The 16,141-nt window shown below is 44.7% G+C and carries 16 protein-coding genes and 1 tRNA gene; 8 read left to right on the plus strand and 9 right to left on the minus strand.

Annotated elements, in window-relative coordinates:
- Window positions 1-204 precede the first annotated feature (204 nt).
- Genes KKF06_04860 through ruvA form a run of 3 tightly spaced genes read left to right on the plus strand, consistent with a single transcriptional unit; the run spans window position 205 to window position 1,763 of the window.
- Window positions 205-639, plus strand: a complete 435-nt coding sequence (locus KKF06_04860) for a hypothetical protein (GenBank protein MBU1617086.1) — start codon at window positions 205-207, stop codon at window positions 637-639.
- 36 nt (window positions 640-675) lie between these two features.
- The gene (gene ruvC / locus KKF06_04865; protein MBU1617087.1) at window positions 676-1,167 is read left to right on the plus strand and encodes a crossover junction endodeoxyribonuclease RuvC; all 492 of its coding nucleotides are present in this window, start codon (window positions 676-678) and stop codon (window positions 1,165-1,167) included.
- Window positions 1,164-1,763: a Holliday junction branch migration protein RuvA gene (gene ruvA, locus KKF06_04870; protein MBU1617088.1), complete on the plus strand. Its 600-nt coding sequence runs from the start codon at window positions 1,164-1,166 to the stop codon at window positions 1,761-1,763. Before ruvC ends, ruvA begins: the two co-directional genes overlap by 4 nt.
- Here the strand turns inward: ruvA and KKF06_04875 are convergent.
- Genes KKF06_04875 through KKF06_04905 form a run of 7 tightly spaced genes read right to left on the minus strand, consistent with a single transcriptional unit; the run spans window position 1,760 to window position 5,334 of the window.
- Window positions 1,760-2,272 (minus strand): YqeG family HAD IIIA-type phosphatase, encoded by a 513-nt coding sequence (locus KKF06_04875; GenBank protein MBU1617089.1) that lies wholly within the window; start codon window positions 2,270-2,272, stop codon window positions 1,760-1,762. The genes ruvA and KKF06_04875 overlap by 4 nt on opposite strands.
- Window positions 2,253-2,483 (minus strand): hypothetical protein, encoded by a 231-nt coding sequence (locus tag KKF06_04880; GenBank protein ID MBU1617090.1) that lies wholly within the window; start codon window positions 2,481-2,483, stop codon window positions 2,253-2,255. Before KKF06_04880 ends, KKF06_04875 begins: the two co-directional genes overlap by 20 nt.
- On the minus strand, window positions 2,480-3,265 hold the full coding sequence (locus KKF06_04885) for a hypothetical protein (GenBank protein MBU1617091.1): 786 nt from the start codon (window positions 3,263-3,265) through the stop codon (window positions 2,480-2,482). Before KKF06_04885 ends, KKF06_04880 begins: the two co-directional genes overlap by 4 nt.
- A complete protein-coding gene (locus KKF06_04890) occupies window positions 3,249-3,788 on the minus strand; it encodes a FumA C-terminus/TtdB family hydratase beta subunit (protein ID MBU1617092.1) in 540 nt (179 codons plus the stop codon). Before KKF06_04890 ends, KKF06_04885 begins: the two co-directional genes overlap by 17 nt.
- Entirely contained in the window at window positions 3,785-4,627 is an 843-nt protein-coding gene (locus KKF06_04895) for a fumarate hydratase (GenBank protein ID MBU1617093.1), read from the minus strand. Before KKF06_04895 ends, KKF06_04890 begins: the two co-directional genes overlap by 4 nt.
- A gap of 7 nt (window positions 4,628-4,634) precedes the next feature.
- Window positions 4,635-5,021 carry a HEPN domain-containing protein gene (locus tag KKF06_04900; GenBank protein MBU1617094.1) on the minus strand — a complete coding sequence of 129 codons (387 nt, stop codon included), beginning with the start codon at window positions 5,019-5,021 and terminating at the stop codon, window positions 4,635-4,637.
- Window positions 5,014-5,334 carry a nucleotidyltransferase domain-containing protein gene (locus KKF06_04905; GenBank protein ID MBU1617095.1) on the minus strand — a complete coding sequence of 107 codons (321 nt, stop codon included), beginning with the start codon at window positions 5,332-5,334 and terminating at the stop codon, window positions 5,014-5,016. Before KKF06_04905 ends, KKF06_04900 begins: the two co-directional genes overlap by 8 nt.
- A 288-nt stretch (window positions 5,335-5,622) precedes the next feature.
- Between KKF06_04905 and KKF06_04910 the strand changes: the two genes are divergently transcribed.
- From KKF06_04910 to KKF06_04930, 5 genes are all read left to right on the plus strand, one after another.
- Window positions 5,623-6,749 (plus strand): IS3 family transposase gene (locus KKF06_04910; protein ID MBU1617096.1). Its coding sequence is split into 2 segments (ribosomal slippage): window positions 5,623-5,875 and window positions 5,875-6,749, totalling 1,128 coding nucleotides; the frame shifts between segments, so codons are not numbered across the junction.
- Window positions 6,750-6,841: 92 nt separating this feature from the next.
- Window positions 6,842-8,953, plus strand: coding sequence for a site-specific DNA-methyltransferase (locus tag KKF06_04915; protein MBU1617097.1), 2,112 nt, complete (start codon window positions 6,842-6,844; stop codon window positions 8,951-8,953).
- 2 nt (window positions 8,954-8,955) lie between these two features.
- Entirely contained in the window at window positions 8,956-11,640 is a 2,685-nt protein-coding gene (locus tag KKF06_04920) for a DEAD/DEAH box helicase family protein (GenBank protein MBU1617098.1), read from the plus strand.
- A gap of 77 nt (window positions 11,641-11,717) precedes the next feature.
- The gene (locus KKF06_04925) at window positions 11,718-12,152 is read left to right on the plus strand and encodes a hypothetical protein (GenBank protein ID MBU1617099.1); all 435 of its coding nucleotides are present in this window, start codon (window positions 11,718-11,720) and stop codon (window positions 12,150-12,152) included.
- Window positions 12,139-14,490 (plus strand): hypothetical protein, encoded by a 2,352-nt coding sequence (locus KKF06_04930; protein ID MBU1617100.1) that lies wholly within the window; start codon window positions 12,139-12,141, stop codon window positions 14,488-14,490. Before KKF06_04925 ends, KKF06_04930 begins: the two co-directional genes overlap by 14 nt.
- Window positions 14,491-14,974: 484 nt before the next feature.
- On the opposite strand, the gene KKF06_04935 is transcribed toward KKF06_04930, so the two are convergent.
- Window positions 14,975-15,049, minus strand: a tRNA-Glu gene (locus KKF06_04935).
- Between the two features lie 467 nt (window positions 15,050-15,516).
- Window positions 15,517-16,141 (minus strand): Crp/Fnr family transcriptional regulator (locus KKF06_04940; protein MBU1617101.1); only part of this gene is annotated, 625 nt, incomplete at its 5' end.

The raw sequence follows: 16,141 nt of genomic DNA on the forward strand, positions 1-16,141 counted from the left end.
ATACACTTGCCACTGGTGACTCCTTTCCCGTGTGTGATGACACGGCTTCTTAAGATCTGCTTGAGCTTTCTATAGTATATCTCGCTGATATATCCGATCTTAATTAACTGAGGGGGGTCACCATGTCCATAGAACTTTCTATTCTTTAATGGATTTCCCTGAAATTTCGGGGGTTATCTGACGATAATGATTCAGGTGAAAGAAATGAAAAACAACCTGTTGTTCGTCGGTCTGTTGGCGCTGGTTTTGCTGGCCGCCGGCTGCGGCGCGTCAAAGGAAGTTATCAACAACCCTGTTTCTTCGGTTGAAAAATACGGTTATGTAAATATCGGGATTAACTGGCCTGATCCCCCTTCGGTCGGCGCGTCGGTCTCGCCGTCCAGCGCGGTGAAGATCTCCATTACCGCACAGGCGGCAGGCTATGATGCGGTTGCAACCGAGATCGTTTATCCCAATAATACGGCGGCCATTGAGGTCGCTTATAATGTCAGTTATGATCTCCTGGCCCTGGCTAAGAACACCGCTGGCCAGGTTGTCGCGATCGGCGAAGCCAAAGGGATCGTACTGACCGAAACCGGCTCTACACCGGTCAGCTTTTTCTTTCACAGCGTTGCTTCAACCGAGCCGACAACCCCATAGTCCAGGGCGGTTTTTTTGTGCTACAATTCTTTCACGATGCTAACTTTAGGGATCGATCCTGGGACCGCGACCACCGGGTTTGGTGTAGTCAGGCAAACCGAAAAAGGGTTGCTTCATATTGTTAACGGCTGCATCAAGACCTCACCAAAAAATTCCGCCGAAAGCCGCCTGGCGCTGATCTTTCGCCAGGTTAGCGAGCTGATCAAGCGGTATCAACCTGATTATCTTGCGGTCGAGCGCCTTTTTTTCGGCCGCAATACCACGACCGCCATGGCGGTCGGCCAGGCCCGGGGAATGATCCTGCTTGCGGCGGCCCAGAACAAGGTCGCGCTTTCGGAATACACCCCGCTGGAAGTAAAAATGGCCCTGACCGGTTATGGCAGGGCGGACAAAAAACAGGTCCAGATCATGGTTAAAACTTTACTAAAGCTTCCTGGATTGCCAAAACCGGACGATGCCGCCGACGCCCTGGCGATTGCTATCTGCCATCTCCATTCATTTCGCCTTAAGGAAGGGCTTTTAACATGATCAGCCATCTTAACGGCATCCTGGCCGGTCTGGACCAGAACATGGTCGTCATTGAGGTCGGCAATATCGGCTACCTGGTGAAGGTTCCGTCGGCGGTTGCTTCACGCTTGCCGGTGGTCGGCCAGCCGCTCAAGCTTTTTACGATCCAGATCGTCCGCGAAGACGATATCTCTCTTTATGGTTTTCTCTCGACCGAAGAGCGGTCGCTTTTTTCCCTTTTCCTTTCGGTTTCCGGAGTTGGCCCAAAAATGGCCCTGGCCCTTATTTCCGCTTTTCCTCTGGACAAGCTGGTTGCCGCGGTGGCCAAAGGGGATGTGGCCCTGCTTTCTTCCGTTTCCGGAGTAGGCAAAAAGACCGCCGAGCGGGTAGTGGTTGAGCTAAAAGAAAAGATCGCCAAAAAATACGCGGTTACCCCGCAGGAAATGGGTGCGGGGATAAAGGGAGGGGAGAGCTCTCTGGGAGCGGATTCTATCTCTGCCCTGATCTCGCTCGGTTATTCTCCCAAGGAAGCGCGCGAAGCGGTGATGAGGGTTGATCTGGAGCAGGTGACCTCGGTCGAAGGGGTTATTAAAACCGCGCTAAAAAATCTCGTTTAACGCCAGTGATCGATCAGATACCGCTCCACCCACCTCATCCATTGCCGCGGCGGAAAGGTTTCTTCTTTCCGGTGGTCGATATAGATCGAGTGAATATTGACCAGGTTCGCCCCTAAAATATCCATGAACAACTGATCGCCGATCATGGCGGTCTCGGCCGCGCTGGTCCCCAGGATTTCAAGAGAACGGCGGAAAGCCATGGGAAGCGGCTTGAGGCTGAAATGAAGGGCGGGGACCCCAAGCGTTTCGCTAAAGTACTTGACCCGCAATGGATGGCGGCTGTTGGAGGTCAGGCAGAGCTTGAGCCCTTCATCTTTGCGGGCCTGGACCCATTCGAAGACGTTGGGATAGACATCGCGGACCTCGCGGGGGATAAGGGTATCGTCAATATCAAGGATCAGTGCTTTGATCCCCCGATCTTGCAGTTCCCTGGTATCGATCAGGAAAATATCAGGCACGATCGCCCTGGGATAAAACAAATTTCGAAAACTATCCAGTGATCCGTTCAATTTTTAACCTCTTTCCCAAATTAGCAATAACCTGGTCAAACTCTGTTATAAAATCCGGAGAGACCATAAGATGGAGGGTCGCCTCGTCCCCGGCTTCCGGTTTTGGTGTCCTGATCGCGACCATTCCCTGAAAGGCTTCAAAATAAGGGCAGATAATGTAAATGTCCGCTTTTTTTATCCTTAAAAAATAGTCGATCGAATCCCTGGTCATAATTTTGGTATATAAAAAAGGACCAGAGCGGGGAGCTCCTGGTACAGGACTTTGTTTACTTCCTTAAGCTTGATATTCCGCTCCATCTGGTAGGTGTAGCCGATGACTGAGACCTGGTCAAGGAGCATGTCGACAGTGGAGTTGTTGAAGCCGTTAAGGTTGACCGCTCCTTTGGAATGAAAGAGTGGGTCGAGGAGCTTGTATGTATCGGCGACATCCGGGGCAGCTTCCTGGCTCAAACTGGCCATCAGGTCGGCTTTGTAGCCGAACAGGTAGAGATGGTGGCGGCGCGAGAGAAGCTCTTCATTCCATTTAAGCTCGTTCTGATATTTGACCTGGACCAGGTTTGCCTTGATACCGATCGCTCTCAAGTTGTTCTGGATCTCTTTGGCAATGGCAATGGTCTTGACCCCATCGGTATGCAGGAGGGAAATTTTTTTTAGTTTTGGATTGACCGGCAGATATTTTCCACGTCGCATCAGGACCTTGGCCTGTTTGAGGTCAAACGAATAAGGGAGAAGTTCCTTTTGGTATCCGGCCATTCCCGGCGGGATCACGCTTCCCGGGGTGACCTCCGCGCTGGCTAAGTTAACAATAGTTTTCAGGTTGACGGCGTGGGCAACCGCCTGGCGGACATAAACGCTGTTAAACGGCTCTTTTTCCATATTGAACCCGAGGAAAAAGATCCCATCGTAACCAGAGGCAAAGGCAGGAAAAGAATGACTAATGACTAATAAAGTGACGAAAAACCTGCGAATAAACTTATTAGTCTTGGTTTTCATAACGTTTTCTTCCTTCTTCGAATAAATTGCCGCCGGTCGAGTCGATCGTGACGATCGCCGGAAAGAGGTCGACCGTTAATTCCAGGACCGCTTCGGAATGAAGTTCGGGATAAGCGATAAGTTTGGCCTCTTTCACCTGTTTGGCCAGGAGGGCGGCGGCGCCGCCGGGGACCGTGAAGTAAACCGCTTTATTTTTTTTGATTGCTTCAATGACTTCCGGACCGCGCGATCCTTTGCCGATCATCCCTTTTAACCCGGCGACTAAAAGGGCGGGGGCAAAAGCGTCCATCCGGGAGCTGGTCGTTGGACCAATTGAACCGATAACTTCCCCCGGCCTGGCTGGAGTGGGGGAAGCGTAGTAAATAATCTGGCCCTTAAGATCGAACGGTGGTTGGTCCCCAAACTTTTTGTGGGCGGCATCCCGCGCGGTGTAAAGCCTGCCGCTGATCAGGACTTCGTCCCCCGCTTTCAGTCCGGCGATCGCTTTTTCCGTCAGCGGGGTCGTTATTTTGATCGCGCTCATAGCATTCCCTTTCGGGCCCGATGGGCATGACATTCAATATTAACGGCGACCGGGAGTGATGAGATGTGGCAGGGGGCAGTTTCAATGTTGACCGCCAAAGCGGTTGTTTTGCCGCCCAGTCCCATTGGCCCGATCCCGAGATTATTGATTTTAACCAACAGTTCTTTTTCCCATTTGGCCAGGTCGTGGTCGCTGTTATAATGGCCGATCTCCCTCAATAGCGCTTTTTTGGCGGTGAGCGGGGCGGTCTCGAAGTTCCCGCCGATCCCAACCCCGACGATGATCGGCGGGCAGGCATTGGGTCCGGCCTTCCCAACAGTTTCAATGATGAACCGGTCGATCTCGTCATGGGAGGATGTCGGTTTGAACATTCTTATGGCGCTGCAATTCTCGGCCCCCCCGCCTTTGCACATCAGGTTGATAATGAGCTTGTCGCCCGGGACGACATTGGTATGAATGAAGGCCGGGGTATTATCTCCGGTATTATCGCGGCGGAGCGGGTCGGAGACTAGCGATTTACGCAGGTAGCCTTCTTTGTAACCCCGGCTAACCCCTTCGTTGACCGCTTCTTCAAGCGAGCCGTCGGTAAGATGAATGTCCTGTCCAAGTTCGATAAAGACCACGACCGCGCCGGTGTCCTGGCAGAGTGGCCGCTTTTCTTTTCTGGCGATCTCAGCGTTATGGATCAGCTGGCGGAGTATTTCCCGGCCGTTGGGTGATTCCTCATCTTTGAGGGCTTTATTCAAAGCTCCTTCAACATCGGCCGGGAGGTCGGTGTTAACGGTGACGCAAAGGTTGCTGACCGTTGCGGTGATCTTACGAGTGGATATTTCGCGCATAGAAAACTTATAATAGTAATTTTTCGACGAATTCTTTGATCTTACGAGCCGCTTCCAACGCTTTCAAGGCCTCTTCTTTGCTCACTTCCGCCGGCCAGTGGACGGGATAGCGGGTGTCAATATAAAAAGTGTTTAATATTCTTGTTTCTTCCAAAATATTTGAAAAAGTTGGATCATGTTTTTTACAAGTCTCCAGTAATTCAATTAAATCATGGATTTTTTTAAAGTTTAGATCGTGTTTAACGATGAACGCTTTTAAGTATTTTTCGGCTGATTGCTGAAAGAAAAAACAAAGTTGAGAAAAAAAAGTCGTGTCCGGTAAAATGGAGGCTGAAAACAAATAATCGCTTTCCGCCTTTAGTAGCCATTTTTTAACTTCTTTTTGATCAGCCATAAAGAACTTTTCCTTTTCGCAAAATGTTATTCAAAAAAGGATCCCCCAGTTTAAGACCCTCTTCATATTCCTCCGGACGATAAACCAAGAAATCGGCGGCGATATTCTTGTCTATTAGCCGATAAAGTTCTCGCATTCGATCCCGGCCCAGATATGGGGTGTCTTTCTTGATGATTAAAAAATCAAGATCTGAGTCCGGAGTGAAATTGCCCCAGACTGCGGAACCGAACAGGATGACCTTCTGCGGCTTATATTTTTCCACGATCTGCCGGCTGATACTGTCAATCTCTTTTTGAAGTTCTTGCTGGGTCATATGATGGTAAATTATACCATTTTATGTCAGAGGATTCTACGAAATATAGGAAAGGACAAACCAGCCGGCCAGAGTTCATTCTGCCGGCTGGTTTTTGTTTGCAATTAAGGGGGTTATAGTTCGGGAACGGGAGGGGGAAGGGAGATCCACTCAAGGTTTAAACGTAAAGCGATTGAATTTAACTTCAAGTTTTTTAGGGTTTTAGAATCAATATGACCTTCCCCCCAAAAACTGGACCACTTGCAATTAGAAAATAGGCCGGTAATACTAATTGAAGGAGGGTCAAATATGAAGGGGAAAAGGATGTCCGAAGAGCAGATAATTGGAGCAATTAAAGAGGCCGAAGCAGGCCTGCCGATCGCCGATCTTTGCCGCAAGTACGGGGTCCATCAGACAACTTTCTACAACTGGAAGGCAAAATACGGCGGACTGACTGTCAGTGAGGCCAAGCGTTTACGAGCGCTGGAAGATGAAAACCGGCGGCTGAAAAGTATCGTGGCCGATCTGACCCTGGATAACCAGGCGTTAAAGGCGGTTGTCTTAAAAAACTTCTAAAACCCAAGGCAAAAAGGGCGGCCACGGACTTTATTGTGGCCGGCTTTGGGTTGAGCATCAGGCGAACTTGTCGACTGATCGGCTTTCCCCGTTCGAGTTATGGTTATGTGGCCAAGCAGGAAGGCCCAGCCGATCAGCTAGTCAGATCTCGACTCAAGGAGCTGGCGCAGAAGCGCCCGCGGTTTGGTTGCCCAAGACTGCATGTCATGTTGCGGCGGGAAGGGATAGCGATCAACCATAAGCGGACGGAAAGGATTTATGGGGAAGAGAAACTCTCTTTACGACGGAAAAACAAACGAAAAAGAGTTGCGGGGTTGAGAATGGAATTGCCAAAGCCAACCAGGCCAAACCATATCTGGTGCATGGATTTTGTGGCGGATGCGGCGTTGAACAGTCGCAAGATCAAGGCGTTGCCAATAGTAGATGTGTATACCAAGAAGTGTCACCGGATCGAAGTTGACACCTCGATCAATGGTGTCAGAGTTTGCCGAGTGCTGGATGAGGTTGGTGAACGGGAAGGATTGCCGGAAGTAATTATGATCGATAATGGTCCAGAATTTGCCGGCAAGGCATTGGATGAATGGGCGTACCGGAATGGCGTTAAGTTACAGTTCATCAGACCAGGTAAGCCGGTAGAAAATGCCTATATCGAGAGCTTCAATGGTCGGCTCCGGGACGAATGCCTGAATGAACACTGGTTCATCAATCTGGGGCATGCCAGGAAGTTAATAGAGGATTGGCGGCTGGATTACAATCAGGTCAGGCCGCATAGTTCGCTGGGCTATCTGACGCCAGAGGAATTTACAGAAAAGGAGGTGGCCAAAGAGTTGGCTTGCAGCGGGAATTACTCTAATTCATAATGGTACGGAAGATGGGGTAAGGTCATTGGTATAAGATTATTACAGGGACAGCAGTATTAGTCGGAATTTATTCTACAGTAAAGAAATAAATTATGAAGTTAACGGAAAACGAACAACGAGACGCAATCAAGCTTGTCCAAGAAGGTAAGCCGTTGCCAGATAAATATCGCTTCTTGCTTTATAGCGATGATCGGGAAGTCGAGCTCGTTTGGAACGGCAAAACGCAAGAGGCCTGTAACCTTGTTCTGCCCTTTCAAACAATCGAGCATATTGATGAGCCAAGAACCAAAAAGATTGAAAAAGGCAAAGACCAGCTGGCCTTATTCGATACATCCGGAAGGCAAATTCGCGGGTGGACGAATAAGCTTATCTGGGGTGATAACAAGTTGATCCTTTCCTCTCTAAAAAATGGTCCTATGCGCCGGGAAATTGAAAAACAAGGCGGGCTTAAACTAATCTACATTGACCCCCCGTTCGATGTCGGAGCTGATTTTTCTATGAATATTGAGATCGGAGACGAATCCTTTACTAAAAAGCCGTCTGTTATTGAAGAGGTCGCCTATCGGGATACTTGGGGCAAGGGCACCGACAGCTTTATTGCTATGATTTATGAGCGGTTAAAGCTAATGCACGGTCTTTTGGCGGATGATGGCAGCATTTATGTCCATTGCGATTGGCGAGTGAATAGTTATATGAGGTTAGCGCTAGATGAGGTTTTTGGGAAAGATAATTTTAGAAACGAAATAATCTGGTGCTATACGGGGGCATCACAGGCAAAAACTAAGTTTATCCAAAAACATGAGACTATTTTGGCTTTTGAGAAAAACACTAACTCAGTCTTTAATTGGACTGAAGTTGCGATACCATATTCAGAGGAAACCGTAGCAAGGACAGGTAGGGGAGCTGGTGGCGCAGGTTTGTATGGAGAAAATGATGCCGAATTAAAACACAAAAATCGATTAAAAGAAGCCGGAAAAATACCCGAAGATTGGTGGGCTGATATTTATCGGATTCAAGGCAATGGGCTTGAAAAGGTTGACTACCCAACTCAAAAGCCCGAATCACTACTTGAGCGAATAATTAAAGCATCCTCAAATGAAGGCGATATAGTTGCCGATTTTTTCAGTGGTTCCGGCACGACTATGGCAGTGGCGGAAAAACTGGGCAGGAAGTGGATTGGATCCGATCTCGGGAGGTTTGCTATTCATACGTCACGCAAACGGCTTATTCAGGTTCAGCGTGAAATGAAGCAGGCCGGAAAAGACTTCCGAGCATTTGAAATACTTAATTTGGGTAAATATGAACGTGAGCACTATGTAAACGTAGATGTTGATATAAGGGAGAAAGAAAAACAACAAATATTAGAAAGCAAGGAAAAACAATTTATTGAGTTAATTCTTGTGGCTTATAGTGCTCAAAAGCTTGACTCGTTTAATTCTTTTGTTGGCAAAAAGAGGGATCGTCTTGTCGCAATTGGGCCAATTGATGCCCCTGTATCAGCGGCTTTTGTTGATAACGCAATAAAAGAAGCTAAAGGCAAAGGAGTTACTAAGTTTGATATTCTTGGCTTTGATTACGAAATGGGGATAGATATTTCGGAGCTACGCTCTCTAGGCGTCGATGTACAGTTTAAGATCATACCTCGTGAAGTGTTTGATCGTCGAGCCGTCGAAAAAGGATATGTAAAGTTTTACGATGTTGCCTATATCGACGTAAAACCTATCGTAAAAGGCAAAGGGAATAACAAAACTATTAGCGTTGAGCTGTCCGATTTCAGCGTATTTTATAATCAAGATAGCGTAGAGGAAACAGAGGGAGCTCTTAAGGAGGGGTCGAGTAAGATTGTTATTGAAAATGGGCAGGTCATAAAGGTATCAAAGGATAAAAAGACTGCGGTAGTAACAAAAGAAGTATTGACGAAGAAATGGGCAGATTGGGTTGACTATTGGGCCGTTGATTATGACTTTCAAAGTCGTAAGGAAATTATTCGCTCCATAGATCAAAACACGAAAGAAGAAAGAGAAGGATGGACGGGCGGATATATATTCGAGAATGAATGGCAGTCTTTTAGGACTAAAAAGGATAGGAAGCTTGAGCTTGTTTCTGCCGAGAAAGAAATCTCAAGGGGGCGAAGGAAGATAGCGGTTAAAGTAGTTGATATTTTCGGCAATGATACTACTAGAGTAATTGAGGTTAATGTCTAATAATGGCACTTCATAAGGATTTTCCAAAAAATAAGTATTCGATATTAGACCCGGAAATTCGTTGGTTCCCCGCAGATGAGGCTCTTCGCGAGAAAGGATATGAGAAGCTACTCCCTCCATTTGTTCCCGAACTTCGAAAACGAGTTAAAGATTGGAGAGAAAAGAACTACGAAGGGGCTAGCAATACATCAAAAGCCCTTCTTAATTGGTGGTTCAAGCAAGAACACTTGGTCTATGGAATGGATGGGAACGCCTTTTCTTTCCAATATTATTTTGCCCAAAGAGAGGCTGTAGAAACAATCATCTGGCTTTATGAGGTCGCTGGGGCTAGAAATAAATATGATCTGCTCCAATATGACTCATTAGGACGTGTAAGCCCTAATATGTTTGACGAGGATTGGCTACGCTTGGTAATTAAAATGGCGACAGGAAGCGGAAAGACCAAAGTAATGAGTTTGCTTCTTGCTTGGGCTTATTTTCATAAGATTTATGAGACCGATTCAGAACTGTCTAGAAACTTTCTTCTTATTACTCCCAATATTATTGTCCTTGAACGCATTAAAACGGATTTTGATGGGCTAAAGATATTCTATCAAGACCCTGTATTGCCAGATAATGGATATGAAGGCAGGAACTGGCAAGACGACTTTCAAATAACCCTGCATCTACAAGATGATTTAACTGCAATATCTCCTACCGGGAACATCTTTCTAACCAATATCCATCGTGTATATGAGGGAGATGTAAAAGAGGCCTCCATCAGTGATGTTGATTTGTCGGATTACTTTTTAGGGGAAAAACCGGTCTCAAAAACAAATGAGTCATTGGTTGAGTTAAGTAGTGTTGTTAGAGACATTGATGAGCTTATTGTATTCAACGATGAAGCGCATCATATCCATGACCCCAAAATGGCTTGGTTTAAGTCAATTCAGGATATCAACAATAAGCTAAAACAAAAAGGCAAGCAAATATCACTGCAATTAGATTGCACGGCTACTCCAAAGCATGATAACGGCGGGATATTTGTGCAAACAATATCCGACTATCCTCTTGTTGAGGCCATTCATCAAGGAGTAGTTAAAACGCCGGTGATTCCAGACCAGGCTAGCCGGGCAAAACTACAGGAAAATCAAAGCGCTATATTTACTGAAAAATACGAGGACTATATCAATCTAGGTATAGAAGAGTGGCGAAAGACATCTAAAGAGCTCGCGCCAACTGGCAAAAAAGCAATTTTATTTATCATGACTGATGATACAAAGAACTGTGATGAGGTGCAAGCGTACTTGGAAAAGAATTACGCTGATTTAAAAGGTAAAGTATTAACCATTCACACCAATAAAAGCGGTGATATATCAGAAAAGGTTAAAGGCAAGGACAAAGAAGAACTTGATCGCCTTCGAAAACAAGCTAACGCTATCGACAGCCTGGAAAGTCCTTACACGGTAATTGTTTCGGTGCTAATGTTAAAAGAGGGTTGGGATGTTAAGAATGTAACGACTATCGTTGGGCTCCGAGCATATTCAGCTGCAGCAAACATTTTACCAGAGCAGACACTGGGTCGTGGTTTGAGGCGCATGTTTTTCGGGCGAGATGATGTTGAAGAATATGTTAGCGTGACCGGGACTCCAGCATTCATGGATTTTGTTGAGTCTATAAAGGCTGAAGGCGTTGAACTAGAAAAAAGAACGATGGATAGCACGACTAAAGCAATTACTCCAACAGTGATCGAAATTGACCATGCTAACCCAAAGAAAGACATTACAAAACTAGATATTGAACTCCCGATCTTAACCCCAAGGATTCAGCGGGAATATAAGAATCTAAGTGATTTGGCGCCCTCAACATTTAAGGCCTCAAAGGTCAAGGTTAAACAATTTAATGAACAGGAGCAAAGAGAAATAGTTTTCAAGCATGTGGTCAAAGATGAAATCCACCACACAACTATTTTGGATAGCAATATTGAGCCAAACTATCAGAGCGTTGTGGGGTTCTTTGCCCAAAGTATCATGAGAGAACTTCGGTTATTTGGTTGTTATGATGTCTTGTTTGGAAAGGTTAAAGAATACATCCAATCGTACCTATTTGAGTCAGTAGTATCGCTTGCTGACAATAACATCTTGCGAAATCTGTCTGAGCTTGAAGCGACAAAGACAATCATTGAAACATTCAAGAAGGAAATTAACACATTAACAGTCAAAGATGTTGGCGATGCTGAGATAAAGAATTTCATAAAGGTCAGTGATAGCAGACCTTTCGTGGTTAATGATCGAGCATATTTAGTCCCAAAAAGGAGTGCTTTCAATAGAATCGTTGGTGACAGTATGTTTGAGCTGGAATTCGCAGAATTTCTTGAGAAACTGGGAGATGAAGAGATAATATCTTATGCTTACAACTATCCCGAAGTCCATTTTAAAATAGATTATAAAAACTATGATGGGGCAATTGCTACGTATCGGCCAGACTTTCTTGTTAAAATCGATGAGAATACCGTTTATATTGTTGAAACAAAAGGCCGAGAAGACTTAGATGACCCCTTAAAGATTAAGCGACTTTCCCAATGGTGTGATGATGCAAATGCCCGCCAGAAAAAGATCGCTTATAAAATGCTATATGTTAAACAAGAAGAATGGGATAAATACAAACCAACAAAATGGCGTCAACTTATTGAAGTATTTGGTCGTTAATATTGGAATCAATGATAGCGCTACTAGCTATAAGGTAGGGGGGGGCAGTTGAGAGGATTCTTTAAAGAGAAATAATTATGAATTGGTCAATAGCATTATCATTATTCGATAAAATAGCGAAGTATTCACCAAATTCTGGTTTTCTTTCTGATATTGCCATGGTGGAAGGGGTAATAATTGGCATAGCTATCCCCTTAAGCTATGAAATCATCGCCAGACTATCAGATAGATATAACTCAGATGTTATAACAAGAAAATTTAGAGATAAACCCGAAATTAAGTATTTGCCTTGTTTTTTAGCGATCAACCTGCTTGTAATCGTAGTAATTAAATTTATTGAAGGGACAGGCATTTACCATAAAATGTGGGCGCCAATTGCCTGGGGATTACTTATTGGTTTTATCATTATAGCTGCTTGGCTCTTAAGATTCTTCCATCTATTAGTGATGCATGCTGACCCAGATTATATACTTAGAGAATTATCAGAGGACGCGAATAATGCTCTTCAATGATATAAGCAAAAAACAGAAGACATTAATTCATTCGTTAGAAGGCTTGGGGGATATATTAATATTAGATGTAGAAAACAAGAAAAACGATCGAGTTAAGAATGGATTAAAAACGATCCACAATATCCTCTCAAAGCTAATGGGGATTAAGAAAAAATCTCCAGAAATATTTGAAAAAATGTTATTACATCAAGACTTCTTTCAAATATATAAGGAGAACAAGGAGGAGGCGCAGTTACGTATTGCGTTTATGCCCGAAAAATACTTAATATCATTTTCCTCTGCAATTAATCAGATAATAAGGATTCATCATGCCTCAATTAAGGCTAGAAATGAAGAAACTAGCAGATATTCGGCTTATCATCTTAGTGGTGTGTTGGCTGAACTTTCCCAAGAGCCCGAAAACGAAATATTTATTAAGCAAGTATTAAATAGCATGGGTGATATGGGCCGGGACGCGATCATAAATGATGACCCTTCTATATATGCGGCAAGCGTTAGGTGGTACCCGAACATAATATTTAACCAAATGAGACAAGAGGGAGAGCATTTCAGGTTGGAATATTTAGATACCTTTGATAAATATTATTATTCATCCATAAAGCATATTATTGGCTTAGGGAAAATAAGTATTTATCAAGTATTCGTTTCTACAATATGCGAAGGGTTTATCGTTCCTTCTTGGGATGCTGGCAAGATATGGGATTATGGCCATATAGTGCTTAATAGGGATATTAATATATATAGAGAAATTGAGGCGCGGCACAACGTGGAAAACAAGTTAAGAGTACTATCCGAGTCCGAAGAGAACTTAGATACGATTGAAAAGCTGAAAATATGGCTAAATGATTATAATAGCTTTAAAACAATGCTCGACTCTTATATGACAGACCAAGAAAGGGATAAGGCAAAGAAGTTGGATGATGAGATCGCCGGATATGTGGAAAGCCAATATAAATATAATAACTTTATCAGGCTGGTATTCGCTCTTGGGGCTTATTGCGTGTTTAAGAATAAGCCTGAATATATTAAATATCTATGGGAATACAAGCAGCCTGCGGATTCCAGCGCCGTGTGGTGTGGGCATGATGTCGTACCGACGAATCTTGCTGATTTAGTAAGCCAGTATTATTCTGGGAACATATATGAAAGTAAGTATGACTTTTGGGAGGGGCATCATGGCAGCGAGCTGTACCTCCAACAATATTTTATTCTTTTGACAGCTAGAATAATAAGGGCTTTTTCTGATGAAAAGGTTAATGAGGAAATAGTTGGTTTCCAATTGCCCAAAATGGATATATATCAATTAAGCAATATTGAAAATTCGATAGATGGTATGGTTGGTATCGCAAATAAATTGAGTGAAAACCGTGAATTTATATTGAAATTGGGCATCTTAAGCGAGGAAGCTCTCCCCCTCATATTCTCTCAAAGAATTATCCCCTTTTTGCAGTCACTAAAAAGTAAAGCTCAAAATACAATTACAAATATAGGAAAAGAACAACCCATTAGCCAAAAGAGAGTGTCAGAATTCAAGGAGGAGGTAATATCCAGCTTTTATAAGAGTGTGAATATGCGTTGCCTGTTTAAATATTTAAATAAGTATATCGATAAGACTAGTGAAGCATATTCTGGGGGACTGGGGACGTTTGGCATAAATACGGTTGATGATAAGGCGGCATATTTTGACAAGTGGCATATCTCATTTGTTGGATGGGCTGAAAATAGGGGGAGTCAAATTGCAATGGGTGAAGACGAGCAAGTACTGGCTTCAATAATAGCCAATTGCAATGTGTCAACGATCGATTCTCTTGAGGCCTCTATAAGAAACGATCCAAATGTAATAATAGTTTCAACATTCCCCGGGATATATAGAAGTATAGAAGATTCTGATAAATATGTTCCAAAATGGGCCCCAAATATCGCTGATGTGCCGAAAATCGATAATAATGAAATTAAGGGGTTCCAGGGTTGGTATAAATTAGATGATAATTATATTCCAATATTTTATGCGTGGAATCGTGATTTGGAGAAAGGGCTTCTTGTATTGAATAAGGATAATATTGGCCAGTTTATTCAATATAGTCCATTTGATGCCGACGCAGATCGCGCAGCAATAAAGGATATATTCTACTTCTATATAAAAGCATTTTCGGAAGACGAAATATTATTAAATCGATTTCTCGTAGAGCAGCCAGAATGGTTGAAACAGATGGGCAATGAAGAAGCTCGAAAGGAATATTTGAAGGAGCGAGTCTTGCTTAAAGTATATGAAAGATTTGAATATACGCCTATTAATGGCCAAAAATCCGGATACTTTCTGAAAATGAAAGAAGAATAATACTGCTCCCAGCATTTTCATTGTAGTCCCTCGCTTTGCTCGGGATAAACATTATTTCGCTTTCAAGCACCAAACCGCCGCCGAATGCCGTAAGCTCATTCCAATCTTTCTGACCTTACCCCATCTTCAGTACCATTATGAATTAGGGTAATTCCCGCTGCAAGCTAACTCTTTGGCCACCTCCTTTTCAGTAAATTCCTCCGGCGTCAGATAGCCCAGCGAACAAAGTGAGTCGAGGCAGACGAGTCGAGATATAGCCCCAGGGGGAATCTCACGTCGTCGCTACGCTCCTCCTCAAGGGGGCTTCGCCCCCTTGACGGTCCGCCGTAGGCGGACCTGAACCCCTGGAAGAAAAACTCCCGTTTTTCTTCCCTCCACCTCGGCTCACTTTGTTCGCTCGGCGGAGCCTCCCATCTTTTCCCGGTTCGATCACAATAAATGGAAAGGCTTTGATTAGCTAGTAATTTGGAGCAGATTAAAGAAGTGGTAGCCCCAGGGGGAATCGAACCCCCGCCTCGGCCTTGAGAGGGCCGCGTCCTAACCGTTAGACAATGGGGCCATGGTTAACTTACAACTTACAACACGCTCGTCCTACGGACTCGCTACAACTTACAACTGATTATATTAAAGAATCGAACTCCGCCTTCCCGATCTGATCGGGACGTCCTAACCGTTAGACAATGGGGCCATGGTTAACTTACAACTTACAACACGCTCGTCCCACGGACTCGCTACAACTGATTATATTAAGGAATCGAACCCCGCCTTCCCGATCTGATCGGGACGTCCTAACCGTTAGACAATGGGGCCACAAACTAACTTCCAACTTACAACACGCTCGTCCTACGGACTCGCTACAACTGATTATATTAAAGAATCGAACCCCGCCTTCCCGATCTGATCGGGACGTCCTAACCGTTAGACAATGGGGCCATGGTTAACTTACAACTTACTACTTATCCCTGACCACTCGTAATTATACGATATTTTTAATATGGCGTGAAGCTCTAAAAAGAGGGGAAGGACTTACACGATCTCTTCTTTTAACCTGGCGCACTGTTTAATGGTGATCTCGCTCCCGTTGACCTTGATCAACCCCTCATCTTCCAGCGCTTTAAAATTGCGGGAGAGGGTCTCGCTGATCGTCCCGAGCCGGCGGGCCAGATCGGTCTTGCTGGTGGTTAGTTTGATCAAACAGCGGCCGTCCCGCGAGCATTGGCCGGCCAGATAGTGGACCAGCCGCTGGCGAATGCTTTTGAGGCCGATCGTCTCCAGCCGCCGGTTGAGGGTCACACACTTTTCCGCCAGGACCTTGATGAAGGTCAGCGCGATCTTTGGGGAGCGCTCGATCGCTCGCAGAACTTTATCTTTGGGGAAATAGAGGGTCTTGCTCTCTTTGATTGCCTGGGCAAAGAGGGGGTAGGCGGCTTGAGTAAAGATGATCGCTTCGCCGATAAAACCATCCGGGCCGACCCGGGCGATCTCTACTTCCATTCCCGCTTCGTCCATCTTAAAAATTCTAACTTCGCCGGAAAGAAGATAGTAAAATCCCCCGGCCTCGCTTCCCGCTTCAAAGATCGTCTCGTCCGCGCGAAAGCTTTTTTCAATCCCCAGCGCCATGATTTCTTTGTCCATGATCATATAGTATAAT

This window comes from Candidatus Margulisiibacteriota bacterium, assembly GCA_018822365.1.
Classification (GTDB): domain Bacteria; phylum Margulisbacteria; class WOR-1; order O2-12-FULL-45-9; family XYB2-FULL-48-7; genus XYB2-FULL-45-9.

Bases quoted from the DNA above. Each gene is read 5' to 3' on its own strand.
- KKF06_04895 (MBU1617093.1), bottom strand. From the start codon at position 4,627: ATGCGCGAAATATCCACTCGTAAGATCACCGCAACGGTCAGCAACCTT.
- ruvC (MBU1617087.1), top strand. From the start codon at position 676: ATGCTAACTTTAGGGATCGATCCTGGGACCGCGACCACCGGGTTTGGT.
- KKF06_04900 (MBU1617094.1), bottom strand. From the start codon at position 5,021: ATGGCTGATCAAAAAGAAGTTAAAAAATGGCTACTAAAGGCGGAAAGC.
- KKF06_04925 (MBU1617099.1), top strand. From the start codon at position 11,718: ATGAATTGGTCAATAGCATTATCATTATTCGATAAAATAGCGAAGTAT.
- KKF06_04885 (MBU1617091.1), bottom strand. From the start codon at position 3,265: ATGAAAACCAAGACTAATAAGTTTATTCGCAGGTTTTTCGTCACTTTA.
- KKF06_04890 (MBU1617092.1), bottom strand. From the start codon at position 3,788: ATGAGCGCGATCAAAATAACGACCCCGCTGACGGAAAAAGCGATCGCC.
- KKF06_04920 (MBU1617098.1), top strand. From the start codon at position 8,956: ATGGCACTTCATAAGGATTTTCCAAAAAATAAGTATTCGATATTAGAC.
- KKF06_04905 (MBU1617095.1), bottom strand. From the start codon at position 5,334: ATGACCCAGCAAGAACTTCAAAAAGAGATTGACAGTATCAGCCGGCAG.
- KKF06_04880 (MBU1617090.1), bottom strand. From the start codon at position 2,483: ATGACCAGGGATTCGATCGACTATTTTTTAAGGATAAAAAAAGCGGAC.
- ruvA (MBU1617088.1), top strand. From the start codon at position 1,164: ATGATCAGCCATCTTAACGGCATCCTGGCCGGTCTGGACCAGAACATG.
- KKF06_04930 (MBU1617100.1), top strand. From the start codon at position 12,139: ATGCTCTTCAATGATATAAGCAAAAAACAGAAGACATTAATTCATTCG.
- KKF06_04915 (MBU1617097.1), top strand. From the start codon at position 6,842: ATGAAGTTAACGGAAAACGAACAACGAGACGCAATCAAGCTTGTCCAA.
- KKF06_04860 (MBU1617086.1), top strand. From the start codon at position 205: ATGAAAAACAACCTGTTGTTCGTCGGTCTGTTGGCGCTGGTTTTGCTG.